Here is a 15,879-nt window from a genome sequence, read left to right as displayed (position 1 = left end):
TCATGAGTGAGCTGTCGAAGGTCCCGGTCACGGTACTCAAGGGTGTTGGCGAGGCCATGGCGGAAAAACTCGCCAAGGTCGGCCTGGAGAACCTGCAGGATGTGCTGTTCCACCTGCCCCTGCGCTACCAGGACCGCACCCGCGTGGTGCCGATCGGCCAGCTGCGGCCCGGCCAGGATGCGGTTATCGAAGGTGTGGTCAGTGGTACCGACGTGACCATGGGCAAGCGCCGCAGCCTTGTGGTGCGCCTGGGCGACGGCAGCGGCGTGCTGACGTTGCGCTTCTACCACTTCAGCAACGCGCAGAAGGAAGGCCTGAAACGTGGCACCCACCTGCGCTGTTACGGCGAAGCCCGCCCCGGTGCCTCGGGCCTGGAAATCTACCACCCGGAATACCGCGCGCTGAACGGCGACGAGCCGCCGCCACCGGTCGAACAGACCCTGACGCCGATCTACCCGTCCACCGAAGGCCTCACCCAGCAACGCCTGCGCCTGTTGTGCCAGCAGAGCCTGGGCCTGCTTGGCCCGCGCAGCCTGCCCGACTGGCTGCCTGACGAGCTGGCCCGGGACTACCAATTGGCGCCGCTGGACGATGCCATCCGTTACCTGCACAACCCGCCGGCCGACGCCGACCTCGACGAACTTGCCGAAGGCCAGCACTGGGCTCAGCACCGCCTGGCCTTCGAAGAGCTGCTGACCCACCAGCTGTCGCAGCAACGCCTGCGCGAGAGCCTGCGCAGCCTGCGGGCACCGGTGCTGCCCAAAGCCACGCGCCTGCAGGCGCAGTACCTGGCCAACCTGGGCTTTCAGCCGACTGGCGCACAGCAGCGGGTGGCCAACGAAATTGCCTACGACCTCAGCCAGCACGAGCCGATGATGCGCCTGGTGCAGGGCGATGTCGGTGCCGGCAAGACCGTGGTCGCCGCACTGGCAGCCCTGCAAGGGCTGGAAGCCGGCTATCAGGTGGCGCTGATGGCGCCCACCGAGATCCTCGCCGAACAGCACTTCATCACCTTCAAGCGCTGGCTCGAGCCGCTGGGCATCGAAGTGGCCTGGCTGGCCGGCAAGCTCAAGGGCAAGGCCCGGCTCAGCGCCCTGGAGCAGATTGCCAATGGTGCGCCGATGGTGGTCGGCACCCACGCGCTGTTCCAGGAAGAAGTAAAATTCAAGCACCTGGCCCTGGCGATCATCGACGAACAGCACCGTTTTGGCGTGCAGCAACGCCTGGCCCTGCGCAAGAAAGGCGTGGCCGGCGAGTTGTGCCCGCACCAGCTGATCATGACCGCCACGCCCATCCCGCGCACCCTGGCCATGAGCGCTTACGCCGACCTGGACACCTCGGTGCTCGACGAATTGCCGCCTGGGCGTACCCCGGTAAACACCGTGCTGGTAGCCGACAGCCGTCGCTTCGAGGTGGTCGAACGGGTTCGCGCCGCCTGCGCCGAAGGCCGTCAGGCCTACTGGGTGTGCACCCTGATCGAAGAATCCGAAGAGCTGACCTGCCAGGCTGCCGAAAGCACGTATGAAGAACTCGGCAGCGCCCTGGGCGAATTGCGTGTGGGCCTGATCCACGGCCGTATGAAGCCTGCGGAAAAAGCCGAAATCATGGCGCAGTTCAAGGCCGGTGAATTGCAGCTGCTGGTCGCCACCACTGTCATCGAAGTAGGCGTGGACGTCCCCAACGCCAGCCTGATGATCATCGAAAACCCCGAACGCCTGGGCCTGGCCCAGTTGCACCAGCTGCGCGGCCGGGTTGGCCGGGGCAGTGCCGTCAGCCATTGCGTGCTGTTGTACCACCCGCCGCTGTCGCAGATCGGCCGCGAGCGCTTAGGCATCATGCGCGAGACCAACGACGGCTTCATCATTGCCGAGAAAGACCTCGAACTACGCGGCCCAGGCGAGATGCTGGGTACACGCCAGACCGGCCTGCTGCAGTTCAAGGTCGCCGACCTGATGCGCGACGCCGACCTGTTACCGGCTGTGCGCGATGCCGCCCAGGCCCTGGTGGCCCGCTGGCCGGACCATGTCAGCCCGCTGCTCGACCGCTGGCTGCGCCATGGTCAGCAATATGGCCAAGTGTGACGCTAGTCCCAGAATGGATCCAGATTTGCTCGCAGGCTGGTTATACTTCGCGTTTAAAAGAATCAGTGGATACGGACCATGACTGAAGTTGCCCTGGACACCGCAACCCCACACGCCCCCTCTGTTATCAGGCTGCTGCTCGACAAGCTCGGCGTGGTCTACCGCGAGGTGGTCGAACACCCGCAGCTGCCTGCGGCTTCGCGGGTGCAGGCGGTGCTTCTCGACGACGAGGTCGGCGCCCTCATGGTGCTGTTCCCGCAGAGCCAACTGCTGGACCTCAACCGCCTGGCCGAGCTGACCGGGCGCAAGCTGACCGCGGTGTCGGTGCCACGGCTCAAGCAAATGCTCGACAAGCACCAGCTCAAAGCCCTACCCGGCATTCCCGCGCTGACCAGCTCACCGTGCCAGTACGAAAAGAGCCTGCTGGACGCCGAGACCGTATACATCCAGTCTGGCGAAAGCAGGCTGCTGCTGGAGATCGAGCGCGCCCACTTCAAGCGCATGCTGGCCAAGGCAAGCGCCAGCAGCTTCGGCCAGGAGGTCGAGGCCATCAGCCCCAACCTCGACCGCCCCCATGACGACACCCTGGAAATCACCAATGCCGTTCAGGCCTTCACTGCCCGGCGCATCCAGAAACGCCTGGAAGAAACCATCGAGATCCCGCCACTGGCCGATACCGCGCAGAAGATCATCAAGCTGCGGGTAGACCCCAACGCGAGCATCGATGACATTACCGGCGTGGTCGAAACCGACCCGGCGCTGGCGGCCCAGGTCGTGAGCTGGGCGGCGTCGCCCTACTACGCTTCGCCGGGCAAGATCCGCTCGGTGGAAGACGCCATCGTGCGTGTGCTGGGCTTTGACCTGGTGATCAACCTGGCCCTGGGCCTGGCGCTGGGCAAGACCTTGAGCCTGCCGAAAGACCAGCCGCAGCAGGCCACACCCTACTGGCAGCAGTCGATCTACACTGCCGCGATCATCGAAAGCCTGACCCGCGCCATGCCTCGGGCAGAACGCCCCGAAGCCGGTCTGACCTACCTGGCCGGGCTGCTGCACAACTTCGGCTACCTGCTGCTGGCGCACGTGTTCCCGCCACACTTCTCGCTGATTTGCCGCCACCTGGAGGTCAACCCGCACCTGAACCACACCTACGTGGAACAGCACCTGCTGGGTATCAACCGCGAACAGATCGGTGCCTGGCTGATGAAGCTGTGGGACATGCCCGAAGAGCTGTCGACCGCGCTGCGCTTCCAGCACGACCCGGCCTACGACGGCGAGTATTCGGCGTTCCCCAACCTGGTGTGCCTGGCCACCCGCCTGTTGCGCTCGCGGGGGATTGGCTCCGGGCCGCAGGAAGAGATTCCTGACGAGTTGTTGGAGCGCCTTGGGATTACCAGGGAAAAGGCTGAAGATGTGGTGAACAAGGTGCTCGAGGCCGAGACCCTGCTGCGCGAACTCGCTTCGCAGTTTCAAGCGCCGCATTAAGACCATTGGGGCCGCTTTGCGGCCCATCGCGACACAAGGCCGCTCCCACATTGATCGGCGTATGCAGGGCCCTGTGGGAGCGGCCTTGTGTCGCGATGGGCTGCGCAGCAGCCCCGGCAATTTCAGCCTTTCTTCTTCGGTTTCAGGTACTTCATCAGCCCCTGGAACCACATCACCAGCGCCGGGTTGCCCTTGATCTGGATGTTCTTGTCCTGAATCCCCTGCATGAACGCCAACTGCTTGTTGCCCGCCTGCATCGTGGCGTAGCCGTAGGCAGCGTCCTTGAAGGCGATGGCGAAGGCCGGCTGCGGATGTGCGCCGCCCTTGCTGCTGATGCGCTCGTTGTTGACGACGAAGTGCCGGGCAACCTTGCCGTCCAGGGTCTGCATCTGGAACACTAGGTCCTTGCCCTTGAGCTGCTGCTGGAATGCCGGGTTGTTACGGCTGGCCCTGGCCATCAAAAGCCCCATGGCCCAGAGAAGAAAGCGGAACTTCATCGACACGCCTCGATTGAAAAGTGACTAAGTTTCGCAGTTTATCCTCTTAACGACCTTTTTATGCAAGTTCGCAGCAGTTAGCGCGTGTAAAGCACAACGGGCGCCATGAAGGCGCCCGTTCGGGATCAACGAATCGTCAGCAGAAGCTTACTTTTTCTTGGCGGCCTTGGCTGGCGGGGCCGGTGGATTGACGCTGTCCTTGAGGTTCTTGCCTGGCTTGAAGGCCACGGTATTGCTGGCTTTGATCTTTACCGGCTCACCCGTTTGCGGGTTTTTGCCGGTACGCGCGCCGCGATGACGTTTTTCGAAGGTGCCGAAACCGACCAGGGTCACCGTGTCCTTGTCCAGGGCACCGGTGATGCTGTCGAGAATCGCGTTCAACACCTGATTGGCCTTTTCCTTGGTCAGCTCAGTCTTTTCGGCGATGACGGCGGCGAGTTCTGGTTTGCGCATAGTGAAGCCTCTTTGACGGAATTCTTGTTGTTATGCCGTGCTGCCTTTGGGAGCAGCGCTCAAGGCACCGCAGGCTCTAATCTGCGGCAGACGGAAGTGAGAATGGCACGTGCTCAGGGGCCGCGCCAGTATCAGGCCGGCCATTGTGCAGGCAACAACAGGATAAATCCGACAGAACGCCCTCTATTTACGCCATCACCGGCGGCAACTGGCGATTCAGTGCCAGCTTGTCCATCACAGCAGCCCCGGTCAGGGCATAGCCCAGCAATGCGCCGTCAGCGCCGTGGCAGAGTACCTTGAGGTCACTGCCCTGCCCCTCCACCTGCCAAGTGCCCTCGTGGGCCAGGGGCGGCGGCGACACCACCAGCGGGCAGGCCGGGGTTTTCACGGTGATCGGCATCGGCCCGTAGGCAACCGCGGTCGGTTTGCCGGCCAGGGTTTGCGCCAGCGCCCGGGCACAGCTCATCAGCGGCATCACGTAGAGCAGGTTGATGCCATCGACCTCGGCACAGTCGCCAAGGGCGAAGATGTTGGCGTGGGAGGTACGTAGCTCGCGGTCTACGCTGACGCCACGATTGGTCTGCAAGCCGGCTGCGGCCGCCAGGTCAATACGTGGGCGCAGGCCGATGGCCGAAACCACCAGGTCGCAGGCGATCACGCTGCCATCCGACAGGTGCGCCTCCAGGCCCTGGGCCACCTGCTGCAGGCGGGTCAGCACCGGCCCCAGGTGGAAGCGCACACCCAGGCCCTCCAGCCCGCCCTGCACCGCTGCCGCAGCGGCCGGGTGCAGCAGGGTGGGCATGATCTGTTCGCACGGCGCCACCACGTCGACCTGGAAGCCACCCAGGTTCATGTCGTTGGCGAATTCGCAGCCGATCAGGCCGGCACCGAGGATCAGCACACGTTGTTTGCCGACGGCGGCGGCACGGAAGCGTGCGTAGTCTTCCAGGTCGTTGATGGGGAACACCAGATGGCTACCATCGCCTTCGATCGGCACCTGCACGGTCTGGGCGCCCCAGGCCAGCACCAGGTCGCGGTATTGCACGGCCTCTTCGCCGATCCACAGGCGCTTGTGGCCAGGGTCGATGCCGCTGATGCGGGTATGGGTGCGGATCTCGGCGTTCAGTTGCTCGGCCATGACGCCCGGTTCGGCCATACACAGGCCGTCGGCGTCCTTCTGCTTGGCAAAGCCCATGGAGAGCATGGGCTTGGAGTAGGAGCGACCATCGTCGGCGGTGATCAGCAGCAGCGGCGTCTGCGCATCGTGCTTGCGAAATTCACGGGCCAGGTTGTAGCCCGCCAGGCCGGTACCGATGATTACCACAGGGGACGTCATGTCGTGCTTTCCTCGATTAGCCGATGGAGATCATTTCAAAGTCGCTTTTGCCGACACCACAGTCGGGGCACAGCCAGTCTTCAGGCACATCTTCCCAACGGGTGCCGGGGGCGATGCCGTCGTCGGGCCAGCCTTCGGCTTCGTCGTAGATCAGGCCACAGACAATACATTGCCACTTTTTCATCAGGTCTTTTTCCTCGGTTCAGGCTGGGGGCTTTAGCTGGCGGGTCTTCGCCCTGCTTCAGGCATTATGCAAGCAGTCGGGGCAATCATGCTAAGCTCGCCGCCTCATTGGTTGTAACAAGCAGACCGACGTGTCGTACGAATCCCCGCAAGCAGCCGCTGTCGCGTGGCTGCCGTATTCACAGCTGGCGACCGACTTCGACCAGCCTACTCTTGACTGGCTGTTCGACGAAGGCTCGCTGACCCGCCGCCTGACCCGCCTGTCCTCTGATCACTTCTCCGTTACCCCGCTGTTCGAGGGCTGGCAAGCGCTGCGCGACGATGAATGCCAGGCGTTGGGCATTGCTGCCGGCAGCGAAGGCTGGGTGCGCGAGGTGTACCTGCGCGGCCATGGCCAGCCTTGGGTGTTCGCCCGCAGTGTGGCCAGCCGCAGCGCCCTGGAGCGCGGCGGGCTGGACCTGGAAACCCTCGGCAGCCGCTCGCTGGGCGAGTTGCTGTTCTGCGACCAGGCGTTCATCCGCCACCCGATCGAAGTGTGCAGTTATCCACAGGCCTGGCTACCGACCGACGCCACCCATGCAGCCCTGTGGGGTCGCCGCTCGCGCTTTGAACGAGGCGGCCTGGAGCTGCTGGTTGCAGAAGTGTTTCTGCCGGCATTGTGGCAAGCGGCCAGGGAGGAAAACCGCTGATGTACATGCAACTGCTCAAGTCGCTGAACCGCCTGCACCCGCGGGCCTGGGACTTCGTCCAGCTCAGCCGCATGGACCGCCCGATTGGTATCTATCTGCTGCTGTGGCCAACCCTGTCGGCGGTGTGGATTGCCGGCAACGGTTCTCCCACCCTGGCCAACGTGCTGATCTTCGGCCTTGGCGTGGTGCTGATGCGGGCTGCGGGCTGCTGCATCAACGACTTTGCCGACCGCAAGGTGGACGGCCACGTCAAACGCACCGCCGACCGGCCGCTGGCCAGCGGCCGGGTCAAGCCACGCGAGGCGCTGACACTGTTTGCGATTCTGGTCGCGGTAAGCTTCCTGCTGGTGCTGTGCACCAACAGCCGCACGGTGTGGCTGTCGTTCGGCGCGGTGGCGCTGGCGTCCTGCTACCCGTTCATGAAGCGCTACACCTATTACCCACAGGTGGTGCTGGGGGCGGCGTATTCCTGGGGCATCCCCATGGCCTTCACTGCCGCAGGGGGCGAGCTGCCGGCCACCGCCTGGCTGCTGTACATCGCCAACCTGCTGTGGACGGTGGGTTACGACACCTATTACGCCATGGTCGACCGCGATGACGACCTGAAGATTGGCGTGAAGTCGACCGCCATTCTGTTCGGCGAGGCCGACCGCACCATCATCCTCACCTTGCAGCTGCTGTCGCTCGGCTGCCTGTTGCTGGCGGGTAGCCGCTTCGAGCTGGGGGGCTGGTTCCACCTGGGGTTGCTGGGTGCAGCGGCGTGCTTTGCCTGGGAGTACTGGTCGACGCGCAAGCTGGACCGCGAGTCGTGCTTCAAGGCGTTTTTGCACAACCACTGGGCGGGGTTGCTGGTGTTCATTGGTGTGGTGCTGGATTACGCGTTGCGCTGAATATTATGGGGCTGCTTTGCAGCCCATCGCGACGCAAGGCCGCTCCTACACTGATCGGCGTATGCAGGACGCTGTAGGAGCGGCCTTGTGTCGCGATGGGCCGCACAGCGGCCCCGGCAATCTCAAGGCTTGGCGATATGCCAGACGTCTTTCACGCCGTCACCGGTCTTGTCCCCGGCCTTCTTGTCCTTGATGAAGGTATACAGCGGCTTGCCGTCGTAGGCCCACTGCATGGAGCCGTCGTCACGCTTGATCTGCGTCCACTTGCCATCGGCCTTTTCGCCATCCATTACCTTCAATGGCGGCCAGTTGGTGGCGCAGTCGCCATTGCACATCGACTTGCCGCCCGCATCCTTGTCAAAGGTGTACAGGGTCATGCCGGCATGATCGACCCACACGCCGTCCTTCTCCATGGCATGGTGGGCCGACGCCACCCCCGGGAGCGCCAGCGCAGTGAAAAGGGCCATCCAGCTCAGCGTTTTTCGTGTCATTGGATTCACCATTGTTCCGGGGGAAATTGAGTTCGGGTGCCACAATTGCGGCTCTTTCAAGCCTAGTTCAGTCACGCAATGTCGCCAGAACGGCCAACACCCTGTCACACAGCTGCAATAATTCCGTTATCTAATGCGGGCCAAGACACCGAATTCAGGAGAGGTTTTGAGCATGGTTGGCAGGAACATTCTGATCGTCGACGACGAAGCGCCCATTCGCGAGATGATCGCCGTTGCCCTGGAAATGGCCGGCTATGACTGCCTGGAAGCGGAAAACTCCCAACAGGCCCACGCGATCATCGTCGACCGCAAACCGGACCTGATCCTGCTCGACTGGATGTTGCCCGGCACCTCCGGCATCGAGCTGGCCCGCCGCCTGAAGCGTGATGAGCTGACCGGCGACATCCCGATCATCATGCTCACCGCCAAGGGTGAAGAGGACAACAAGATCCAAGGGCTGGAAGTGGGCGCTGACGACTACATCACCAAGCCGTTCTCCCCGCGTGAGCTGGTAGCGCGGCTGAAAGCCGTGCTGCGTCGCACCGGCCCGAGCGACAGCGAAGCGCCGATCGAAGTGGGCGGCCTGCTGCTCGACCCGATCAGCCACCGTGTCACCATCGACGGCAAGCCCGCCGAGATGGGCCCCACCGAATACCGCCTGTTGCAGTTCTTCATGACCCACCAGGAGCGCGCCTACACCCGTGGCCAGCTGCTGGACCAGGTGTGGGGCGGCAACGTCTATGTCGAGGAACGCACCGTCGACGTACACATCCGTCGCCTGCGCAAGGCGCTGGGTGAAGCCTACGAAAATCTGGTACAAACCGTCCGGGGCACCGGCTACCGCTTCTCGACCAAGAGCTGATCGAGCTCAAGAGCGCCAAGCTGCACGTCGTTGTACAAGGACCGTCAATTGAACCAGAACTGGCACGCAACCCTGATTCGCCATCTGTTGTTGCTGATTACCGTCTGCCTGATCGGCGGGCTGGTCAGCGGCTACTATGGCTGGAGCCTGGCCATTGGCCTGGCGCTTTACCTGGGCTGGACCCTCAAGCAACTGCTGCGCCTGCACGACTGGCTGCGCAACCACCAGCCCGATGAAGCACCGCCCGATGGTTACGGCCTGTGGGGCGAGGTGTTCGACAGCATCTACCACCTGCAACGCCGCGACCAGCGCGTGCGGGGCCGCCTGCAGGCAGTGATCGACCGGGTACAGGAGTCCACCGCCGCGCTGCGCGACGCGGTGATCATGCTCGACAGCGACGGCAACCTGGAGTGGTGGAACCGTGCCGCCGAAACCCTGCTGGGCTTCAAGACCCCACAGGACGGTGGCCAGCAGGTCACCAACCTGGTGCGCCACCCACGCTTCAAGGAATACTTCGAGGCGGAGAACTACCTCGAACCGCTGGAAATCCCCTCGCCCATCAACGACCGCATGCGCGTGCAGTTGCACATCACCCGCTACGGCAACAACGAACACCTGATGCTGGTGCGCGATGTCACCCGCATCCACCAGCTGGAACAGATGCGCAAGGACTTCGTCGCCAACGTGTCCCATGAATTGCGCACCCCACTGACGGTGATCACGGGTTACCTGGAAACCTTGCTGGACAACGTCGAGGATGTGAACCCGCGCTGGACCCGCGCCCTGCAGCAGATGAGCCAGCAAGGTTCGCGCATGCAGACGCTGCTCAACGACCTGCTGCTGCTGGCGAAGCTGGAAGCCACCGATTACCCGTCGGACAACCAGCCGGTGGCGGTCGAAGCCCTGCTCGCCGCGATCAAGAACGACGCCCAGGCGCTGTCTGGGCCACGCAACCAGCGCATCACCCTCGAAGCCGCGCCCGGCGTGAAGCTGAAGGGCAGCGAGTCGGAACTGCGCAGCGCCTTTTCCAACCTGGTGTTCAACGCGGTGAAGTACACCCAGGACGAGGGCAACATTCGCATCCGCTGGTGGGCCGATGCACAGGGTGCGCACTTGTCTGTGCAGGACTCGGGGGTGGGCATCGACGCCAAGCACTTGCCGCGCCTGACCGAACGCTTTTACCGGGTGGACTCCAGCCGTGCGTCGAATACCGGTGGCACCGGGCTGGGGCTGGCGATCGTCAAACATGTGCTGATGCGCCACCGCGGCAAGCTGGACATCAGCAGCGTGCCGGGCCATGGCAGCACCTTTACCTGTCACTTTGCGCCAGCACAACTGGTCAACGAAAAGGCTTGAAACCGGGGCCGCTGCGCAGCCCTTCGCGGGCACGCCCGCGCCCACCGGGGTCGCAATAAGCCCGCCACCCTTTGCTTTTACGGCCCTAGCCGCTACATTGGATCCCCTGTGCCAGCAAGAGCTGGCACTTTTTTTCTCTCAATCTCAAAGACGGACCCCGTAAAAACTCCATCATGGACCCTTCCCCTGGTATCAGCCTCACCTCGTTATTCGCCGATTTCGGCATGATCATCTTTGCCTTGCTGCTGGTGCTGCTCAACGGCTTCTTCGTTGCCGCCGAGTTCGCCATGGTCAAGCTGCGCGCCACCCGCGTGGAATCCATTGCCGAGCAGCATGGCTGGCGCGGCAACATCCTGCGCAAGGTCCACAACCAGCTCGACGCCTACCTGTCGGCCTGCCAGCTGGGCATCACCCTCGCCTCCCTGGGCCTGGGCTGGGTCGGCGAGCCGGCCTTTGCCCACTTGCTCGAGCCGCTGCTCGCGTACTTTGGTGTCGACTCGCCCGAACTGATCAAGGCGATCTCGTTCTTCGTCGCGTTCTTTGTCATTTCCTACCTGCACATCGTGGTCGGTGAGCTGGCGCCCAAGTCCTGGGCCATTCGCAAGCCCGAGCTGCTGTCGCTGTGGACGGCCGTGCCGCTGTACCTGTTTTACTGGGCGATGTACCCGGCCATCTACCTGCTCAATGCCAGCGCCAACACCATCCTGCGCATTGCCGGCCAGGGCGAACCGGGCCCGCACCACGAACACCACTACAGCCGTGAAGAGCTGAAGCTGATCCTGCACTCCAGCCGTGGCCAGGACCCGAGCGACCAAGGCATGCGGGTGCTCGCCTCGGCCGTGGAAATGGGCGAGCTGGAAGTGGTCGACTGGGCCAACTCGCGTGAAGACATGGTCAGCATCGATGCCCAGGCGCCGCTGAAGCAGATTCTGGCTTTGATACGTCGCCACAAATTCAGCCGCTACCCGGTGTATGACGCCGAGCGTGAAGAGTTCACCGGCCTGCTGCACATCAAGGACCTACTGCTGGAGCTTGCCGAACTGGAGCACTTGCCCGAAACCATCGACCTGGACGACCTCGCCCGGCCGCTGGAGCGCGTATCGCGGCACATGCCGCTGTCGCAACTGCTGGAGCAGTTCCGCAAGGGCGGCGCGCATTTCGTGCTGGTGGAGGAAGCCGACCGCAAGGTCATCGGCTACCTGACCATGGAAGACGTGCTGGAAGTGCTGGTGGGCGATATCCAGGACGAACACCGCAAGACCGAGCGCGGCATCCTCGCCTACCAGCCAGGCAAGCTGCTGGTGCGGGGTGATACCCCGCTGTTCAAGGTGGAGCGCCTGCTGGGCATCGACCTTGATCACATCGAGGCGGAAACCTTGGCGGGGCTGATCTACGAGACGCTCAAGCGCGTGCCTGAAGAAGAGGAAGTACTGGAAGTCGAAGGGTTGCGCATCATCATCAAGAAGATGAAAGGGCCCAAGATCGTGCTGGCCAAGGTGCTCAAGCTGGACTGAGGGCCATGGGGCTGCTGCGCAGCCCATCGCGGCACAATGCCGCTCCAACAGGGGTTCGCGTAATCCAGTAGGATCGGCCATGTGCCGCGAAAGGGCCGCCAAGCGGCCCCAAAAACCTCAAGGGTTACCCGCAGTAAAGTCCGGCAACCCGCTGATCGGCCGGTCGAACCGGTAAGGTATCGACTCCAGCGCCAACCCCACATTGCGCTGCACCACAAAATGCAGGTGCGGCCCTGTGCTGTTGCCGGTATTACCCGACTTGGCCAGCATCTGCCCCTGGCGCACCCGTTGCCCCTCCGCCACCACCACCGAACCACGCATCAGGTGCAGGTACACGCCCATGGTGCCGTCCGGGTGCAGGATCCTGACAAAGTTACCCGAGGGGTTGGGCGCGCGCCCGCTCTGGCTGTTTTCCGTCTTCACCACCACGCCCTCGCGCGCAGCGATGATGGTAGTGCCTTCGGGCATGGCGATATCCATGGCATAGCGCCCCTTGGGCCCAAAATGGCTGACACGGCCGTTAGGGCCCTGGGTGACGCGGAACGGCCCGCCGACCCACGGGAATGCATAGCGGAAGCCCTGGGGCCGCTTGCCCGGGTCACCCATGGCCTGCAACAGGGTCGAACGGTAGTTCAGCAGCAGCCCGGGCCGCCCCCTGAGCACGCTGAGCATTTGCGTGGTGCGCGGCGGCAGCAGCCGGCGCACGATACGCGGTGCATCACCGCCTTGGGCGTTCACCAGGTTGTCCAGGCGCAATTCCACCTCTACCGGCACATGCAGCTCGTTGCGTGCCGAAAAGCTCACGCCGCCGTCGAAGGTTTTCGCGTTCAGCAGCACCTGGCCTTCGAGCGTTTCGACCATGGGCTCGCGCAGCACCAAGGGCTTGGCCCCCGGGCCTGGCCGGTCGGAATAGGAGATGACACCGAAGTCGTCGGTGATCTTGTAGAGCGTCACACCCAGGCTCGACGCCGAGGCCATGAGCAATGCACAGAACAGCAGCAGGCGGGCGGGCATGATAGTGGCTTTTTGACAGTTGTGATCTGTCGAAGCCTAGCAGCGGGTTTTGAGGCAGGTATTGCAGTTGGTCGGATGGCTCAGGGCTGCGCGGGCTTTTTGTAGGAGCGGCCTTGTGTCGCGATAGGGCTGCGGTAGCAGACCCAGGATCTCAGCTTCGCCGCATGAATTGCCGGGGCCGCTCTGCGGCCCTATCCGACCGGTCCGGCGCCCCGGCAAGGCCGCTCCTACACAAAGCAGGCGGTACCGGGCTCAGGCGCCGGGGGTGAAGTGCTTCTGCGCTGTACCGCGGGCGATCAGCCGCGACAGGTAATCGAGCTTCTGGGCGTCCTGGTCGACAAACTTGAAGGTCAACTGTAGCCAGTCGCTGTCGGGCTTGGGCTCCAACGCTGCGACGGCATGCAGGTAGCCGTTCAAACGCGCAACTTCAGCGCTCTCGCCCTGCTCCAGGTCCAGCACGGCGCCCTCCAGCACCTGCGGCAGCGCTTCGCTGCGGCGTACCACCAGCAGGGCCTCTTTCAGGCTCAGCGCCTTGATCACGCACGGTTGCATGCCGCTGGCCAGGCGCAACTGGCCTTGGCCACGCCCCGTCGGAGCAGGGGCCGACGGCGTAGGTGCATTGACCAATGGCTTGGCAGCGCCTGGCGCTGGCGCGGGGGCCGTCACCTTGGCCGCCTCTGGCTTGCCACCTGTCAGGGCACTCAGCGAATCGTTGGCGAATGCCGAGTTGGCGCGGGCCGGGCCGATGGCCATCAGGCTGTCGAGCTTGCCGATCTTGGTCAGCGCCTTTTTCACTTTGGTCAGCAGTTGCTCGTTGGTGAACGGCTTGCCGACAAAGTCGGATACGCCCGCCTGGATCGCCTGAATGACGTTTTCCTTGTCGCCACGGCTGGTCACCATGATGAACTGCAAGTTCTTCAGCGCTGGCTGCTGACGGCACCAGGTGAGCAGTTCCAGGCCGGACATTTCGGGCATTTCCCAGTCGCACAGGACCAGGTCGAAGGCTTCCTTGCCGAGCATGGCCATGGCCTTGCGACCATTGACGGCGTCGTCGATCGCCATGCCCGGGAAGGCATTGCGCAGGCACTTGCGGACCAGGTCACGGATAAACGGGGCGTCATCCACGACCAGCACATTCACTTTACTCATCAATACTCCTTCTGAATCCCGACTAGCCTACTGCCAAATAATGGCTATTTGCTACAACCTGGTCACGCCGGGACTTCTTCACATCGTTCGCGGGTGCCTGCCGGCTCCTCGACCGCAAACGAAAACGCCCGGCCAAGGCCGGGCGTCGAAGCTCGGGAGCAACCTTACTTATCGTCAGATTCGCCCGGAACATTAGCCTTTTCGGCGTCGGCGACAGCGGTACCCTGCACTTCTGCGGTCATGCGCTTGAGGCCCATGTGGCGCACGTCGGTGCCGCGCACCAGGTAGATCACCAGCTCGGAAATGTTGCGCGCGTGGTCACCGATACGTTCCAGCGAACGCAGCGCCCAGATCACGCTCAGAACCCGCGAGATGGAGCGCGGGTCTTCCATCATGTAGGTCACCAGCTCGCGCAGGGCGGTCTTGTACTCGCGGTCGATGGTCTTGTCGTACTGGGCCACCGACAACGCCAGGTCGGCATCGAAGCGGGCAAAGGCGTCCAGCGCATCGCGGACCATGTTGCGCACCTGGTCGCCAATGTGGCGCACCTCGACGTAGCCGCGTGGCGACTCGCCCTCTTCGCACAGCTGGATGGCGCGGCGGGCGATCTTGGTCGCCTCGTCACCGATGCGCTCAAGGTCGATCACCGACTTTGAAATGCTGATGATCAGGCGCAGGTCGGACGCCGCCGGCTGGCGACGGGCGAGGATGCGCACGCATTCCTCGTCGATGTTGCGCTCCATCTGGTTGATCTGCTCGTCGACTTCGCGCACTTGCTGGGCCAGGCCAGAGTCGGCCTCGATCAGCGCCGTAACGGCGTCATTGACTTGTTTTTCCACCAGGCCACCCATGGCCAGCAGATGGCTGCGCACCTCTTCGAGCTCGGCGTTGAACTGCTGGGAAATATGGTGTGTAAGGCTTTCTTTGTTGATCATCGTTCGCTCCGCGAAGAGGCTGCAAGCTTCATGTAGTTCGTGTCATTCCCTGTGGGAGCGGGCCGCGTGGCTGCTAGCCGTAGCGACCGGTGATGTAGTCTTCGGTCTGTTTCTTCGCCGGGTTGGTGAACAGGGTATCGGTGTCCCCGAATTCGACCAGTTTGCCCATGTACATGAACGCGGTGTAGTCCGAAACCCGGGCCGCCTGCTGCATGTTGTGGGTCACGATGACGATGGTGTACTTGGATTTCAATTCGTAGATCAGTTCTTCGACCTTCAGGGTCGAGATCGGGTCCAGTGCCGAGCACGGTTCGTCGAGCAACAGCACTTCGGGCTCCACGGCAATGGTGCGGGCGATGACCAGACGCTGCTGCTGGCCACCGGACAGGCCCAGCGCCGACTCGTGCAGGCGGTCCTTGACCTCGTCCCACAGGGCCGCGCCCTTCAGCGCCCACTCGACGGCTTCGTCCAGCACACGCTTCTTGTTGATGCCCTGGATACGCAGGCCGTAGACCACGTTCTCGTAGATGGTCTTGGGGAACGGGTTGGGCTTCTGGAACACCATGCCCACACGGCGGCGCAGCTCGGCCACGTCTTCGCCCTTGCGGTAGATGTTGTTGCCGTACAGGTTGATGGCGCCTTCCACGCGGCAGCCGTCAACCAGGTCGTTCATGCGGTTGAAGGTGCGCAGCAGGGTCGACTTGCCGCAGCCGGACGGGCCGATGAAGGCAGTCACGCGCTGCTTGGGAATGTTCATGCTGACGTCGAACAGCGCCTGCTTGTCGCCGTAGAACAGGCTCAGGCCCGGCACTTCGATGGCCACGGTTTCTTCGGCCAGTTGCAGGCCCTGCTTGTTGCGGCCCAGGGCAGACATGTCGATGCCGTGGGTATGAGAATCTTGCTGCATGGTCTCACTCCGTTTGTAGCTGCGAGCTTGAAGCTGCAAG

General features: G+C 63.2%; 16 protein-coding genes. 7 read left to right on the top strand and 9 right to left on the bottom strand.

Annotated features, from left to right (window positions below):
• Positions 1–2 precede the first annotated feature (2 nt).
• Both recG and ABI582_RS04485 read left to right on the top strand, forming a co-directional pair.
• Positions 3–2,081, top strand: a complete 2,079-nt coding sequence (gene recG / locus ABI582_RS04490; RefSeq protein ID WP_442118508.1) for an ATP-dependent DNA helicase RecG — start codon at positions 3–5, stop codon at positions 2,079–2,081.
• A gap of 78 nt (positions 2,082–2,159) precedes the next feature.
• Complete coding sequence (locus tag ABI582_RS04485) at positions 2,160–3,563, top strand: HDOD domain-containing protein (protein WP_442118507.1); 1,404 nt, start codon at positions 2,160–2,162, stop codon at positions 3,561–3,563.
• Between the two features lie 122 nt (positions 3,564–3,685).
• Here the strand turns inward: ABI582_RS04485 and ABI582_RS04480 are convergent, their stop codons facing one another.
• From ABI582_RS04480 to ABI582_RS04465, 4 genes are all read right to left on the bottom strand, one after another.
• Entirely contained in the window at positions 3,686–4,060 is a 375-nt protein-coding gene (locus ABI582_RS04480) for an SCP2 sterol-binding domain-containing protein (RefSeq protein ID WP_016502241.1), read from the bottom strand.
• Positions 4,061–4,207: 147 nt separating this feature from the next.
• Positions 4,208–4,513 carry an HU family DNA-binding protein gene (locus tag ABI582_RS04475; protein ID WP_338745638.1) on the bottom strand — a complete coding sequence of 102 codons (306 nt, stop codon included), beginning with the start codon at positions 4,511–4,513 and terminating at the stop codon, positions 4,208–4,210.
• 187 nt (positions 4,514–4,700) lie between these two features.
• On the bottom strand, positions 4,701–5,849 hold the full coding sequence (locus tag ABI582_RS04470; RefSeq protein ID WP_338745639.1) for an NAD(P)/FAD-dependent oxidoreductase: 1,149 nt from the start codon (positions 5,847–5,849) through the stop codon (positions 4,701–4,703).
• Positions 5,850–5,865: 16 nt separating this feature from the next.
• A complete protein-coding gene (locus ABI582_RS04465; protein ID WP_003253349.1) occupies positions 5,866–6,033 on the bottom strand; it encodes a rubredoxin in 168 nt (55 codons plus the stop codon).
• 130 nt (positions 6,034–6,163) lie between these two features.
• Between ABI582_RS04465 and ABI582_RS04460 the strand changes: the two genes are divergently transcribed.
• Positions 6,164–6,721, top strand: a complete 558-nt coding sequence (locus tag ABI582_RS04460) for a chorismate--pyruvate lyase family protein (protein ID WP_442118506.1) — start codon at positions 6,164–6,166, stop codon at positions 6,719–6,721.
• A complete protein-coding gene (gene ubiA, locus ABI582_RS04455; RefSeq protein WP_442118505.1) occupies positions 6,721–7,611 on the top strand; it encodes a 4-hydroxybenzoate octaprenyltransferase in 891 nt (296 codons plus the stop codon). The genes ABI582_RS04460 and ubiA overlap by 1 nt, the downstream gene beginning before the upstream one ends.
• A 122-nt stretch (positions 7,612–7,733) precedes the next feature.
• On the opposite strand, the gene ABI582_RS04450 is transcribed toward ubiA, so the two are convergent.
• Positions 7,734–8,102: a COG4315 family predicted lipoprotein gene (locus ABI582_RS04450; RefSeq protein WP_442118504.1), complete on the bottom strand. Its 369-nt coding sequence runs from the start codon at positions 8,100–8,102 to the stop codon at positions 7,734–7,736.
• 172 nt (positions 8,103–8,274) lie between these two features.
• On the opposite strand from ABI582_RS04450, the gene phoB reads away from it, so the two are divergent.
• The 3 genes from phoB to ABI582_RS04435 all read left to right on the top strand — a co-directional run bounded on the left by phoB (position 8,275) and on the right by ABI582_RS04435 (position 11,834).
• Positions 8,275–8,964, top strand: a complete 690-nt coding sequence (gene phoB / locus ABI582_RS04445; RefSeq protein ID WP_003253341.1) for a phosphate regulon transcriptional regulator PhoB — start codon at positions 8,275–8,277, stop codon at positions 8,962–8,964.
• Between the two features lie 48 nt (positions 8,965–9,012).
• Positions 9,013–10,320, top strand: a complete 1,308-nt coding sequence (gene phoR / locus ABI582_RS04440; RefSeq protein ID WP_063422528.1) for a phosphate regulon sensor histidine kinase PhoR — start codon at positions 9,013–9,015, stop codon at positions 10,318–10,320.
• Between the two features lie 173 nt (positions 10,321–10,493).
• Positions 10,494–11,834, top strand: a complete 1,341-nt coding sequence (locus ABI582_RS04435) for a hemolysin family protein (protein WP_338745642.1) — start codon at positions 10,494–10,496, stop codon at positions 11,832–11,834.
• Positions 11,835–11,951: 117 nt separating this feature from the next.
• Here ABI582_RS04435 and ABI582_RS04430 read toward each other — a convergent pair whose 3' ends face one another.
• The 4 genes from ABI582_RS04430 to pstB form a co-directional block, all read right to left on the bottom strand.
• Positions 11,952–12,848, bottom strand: a complete 897-nt coding sequence (locus tag ABI582_RS04430) for a peptidoglycan DD-metalloendopeptidase family protein (protein ID WP_016502250.1) — start codon at positions 12,846–12,848, stop codon at positions 11,952–11,954.
• A 252-nt stretch (positions 12,849–13,100) separates the two neighbouring features.
• Positions 13,101–13,997 (bottom strand): response regulator, encoded by an 897-nt coding sequence (locus ABI582_RS04425; RefSeq protein ID WP_442118503.1) that lies wholly within the window; start codon positions 13,995–13,997, stop codon positions 13,101–13,103.
• A 164-nt stretch (positions 13,998–14,161) separates the two neighbouring features.
• Positions 14,162–14,932: a phosphate signaling complex protein PhoU gene (phoU, locus tag ABI582_RS04420; protein ID WP_016502252.1), complete on the bottom strand. Its 771-nt coding sequence runs from the start codon at positions 14,930–14,932 to the stop codon at positions 14,162–14,164.
• A gap of 73 nt (positions 14,933–15,005) precedes the next feature.
• Positions 15,006–15,839 carry a phosphate ABC transporter ATP-binding protein PstB gene (gene pstB / locus ABI582_RS04415; RefSeq protein WP_016502253.1) on the bottom strand — a complete coding sequence of 278 codons (834 nt, stop codon included), beginning with the start codon at positions 15,837–15,839 and terminating at the stop codon, positions 15,006–15,008.
• Positions 15,840–15,879 lie beyond the last annotated feature (40 nt).

Source organism: Pseudomonas sp. SAS7 (assembly GCF_052112345.1).
Classification (GTDB): domain Bacteria; phylum Pseudomonadota; class Gammaproteobacteria; order Pseudomonadales; family Pseudomonadaceae; genus Aquipseudomonas; species Aquipseudomonas putida_Q.
Note: the sequence above shows the minus strand (reverse complement) of the source record. Positions and strands in the feature narration are given on the sequence as shown.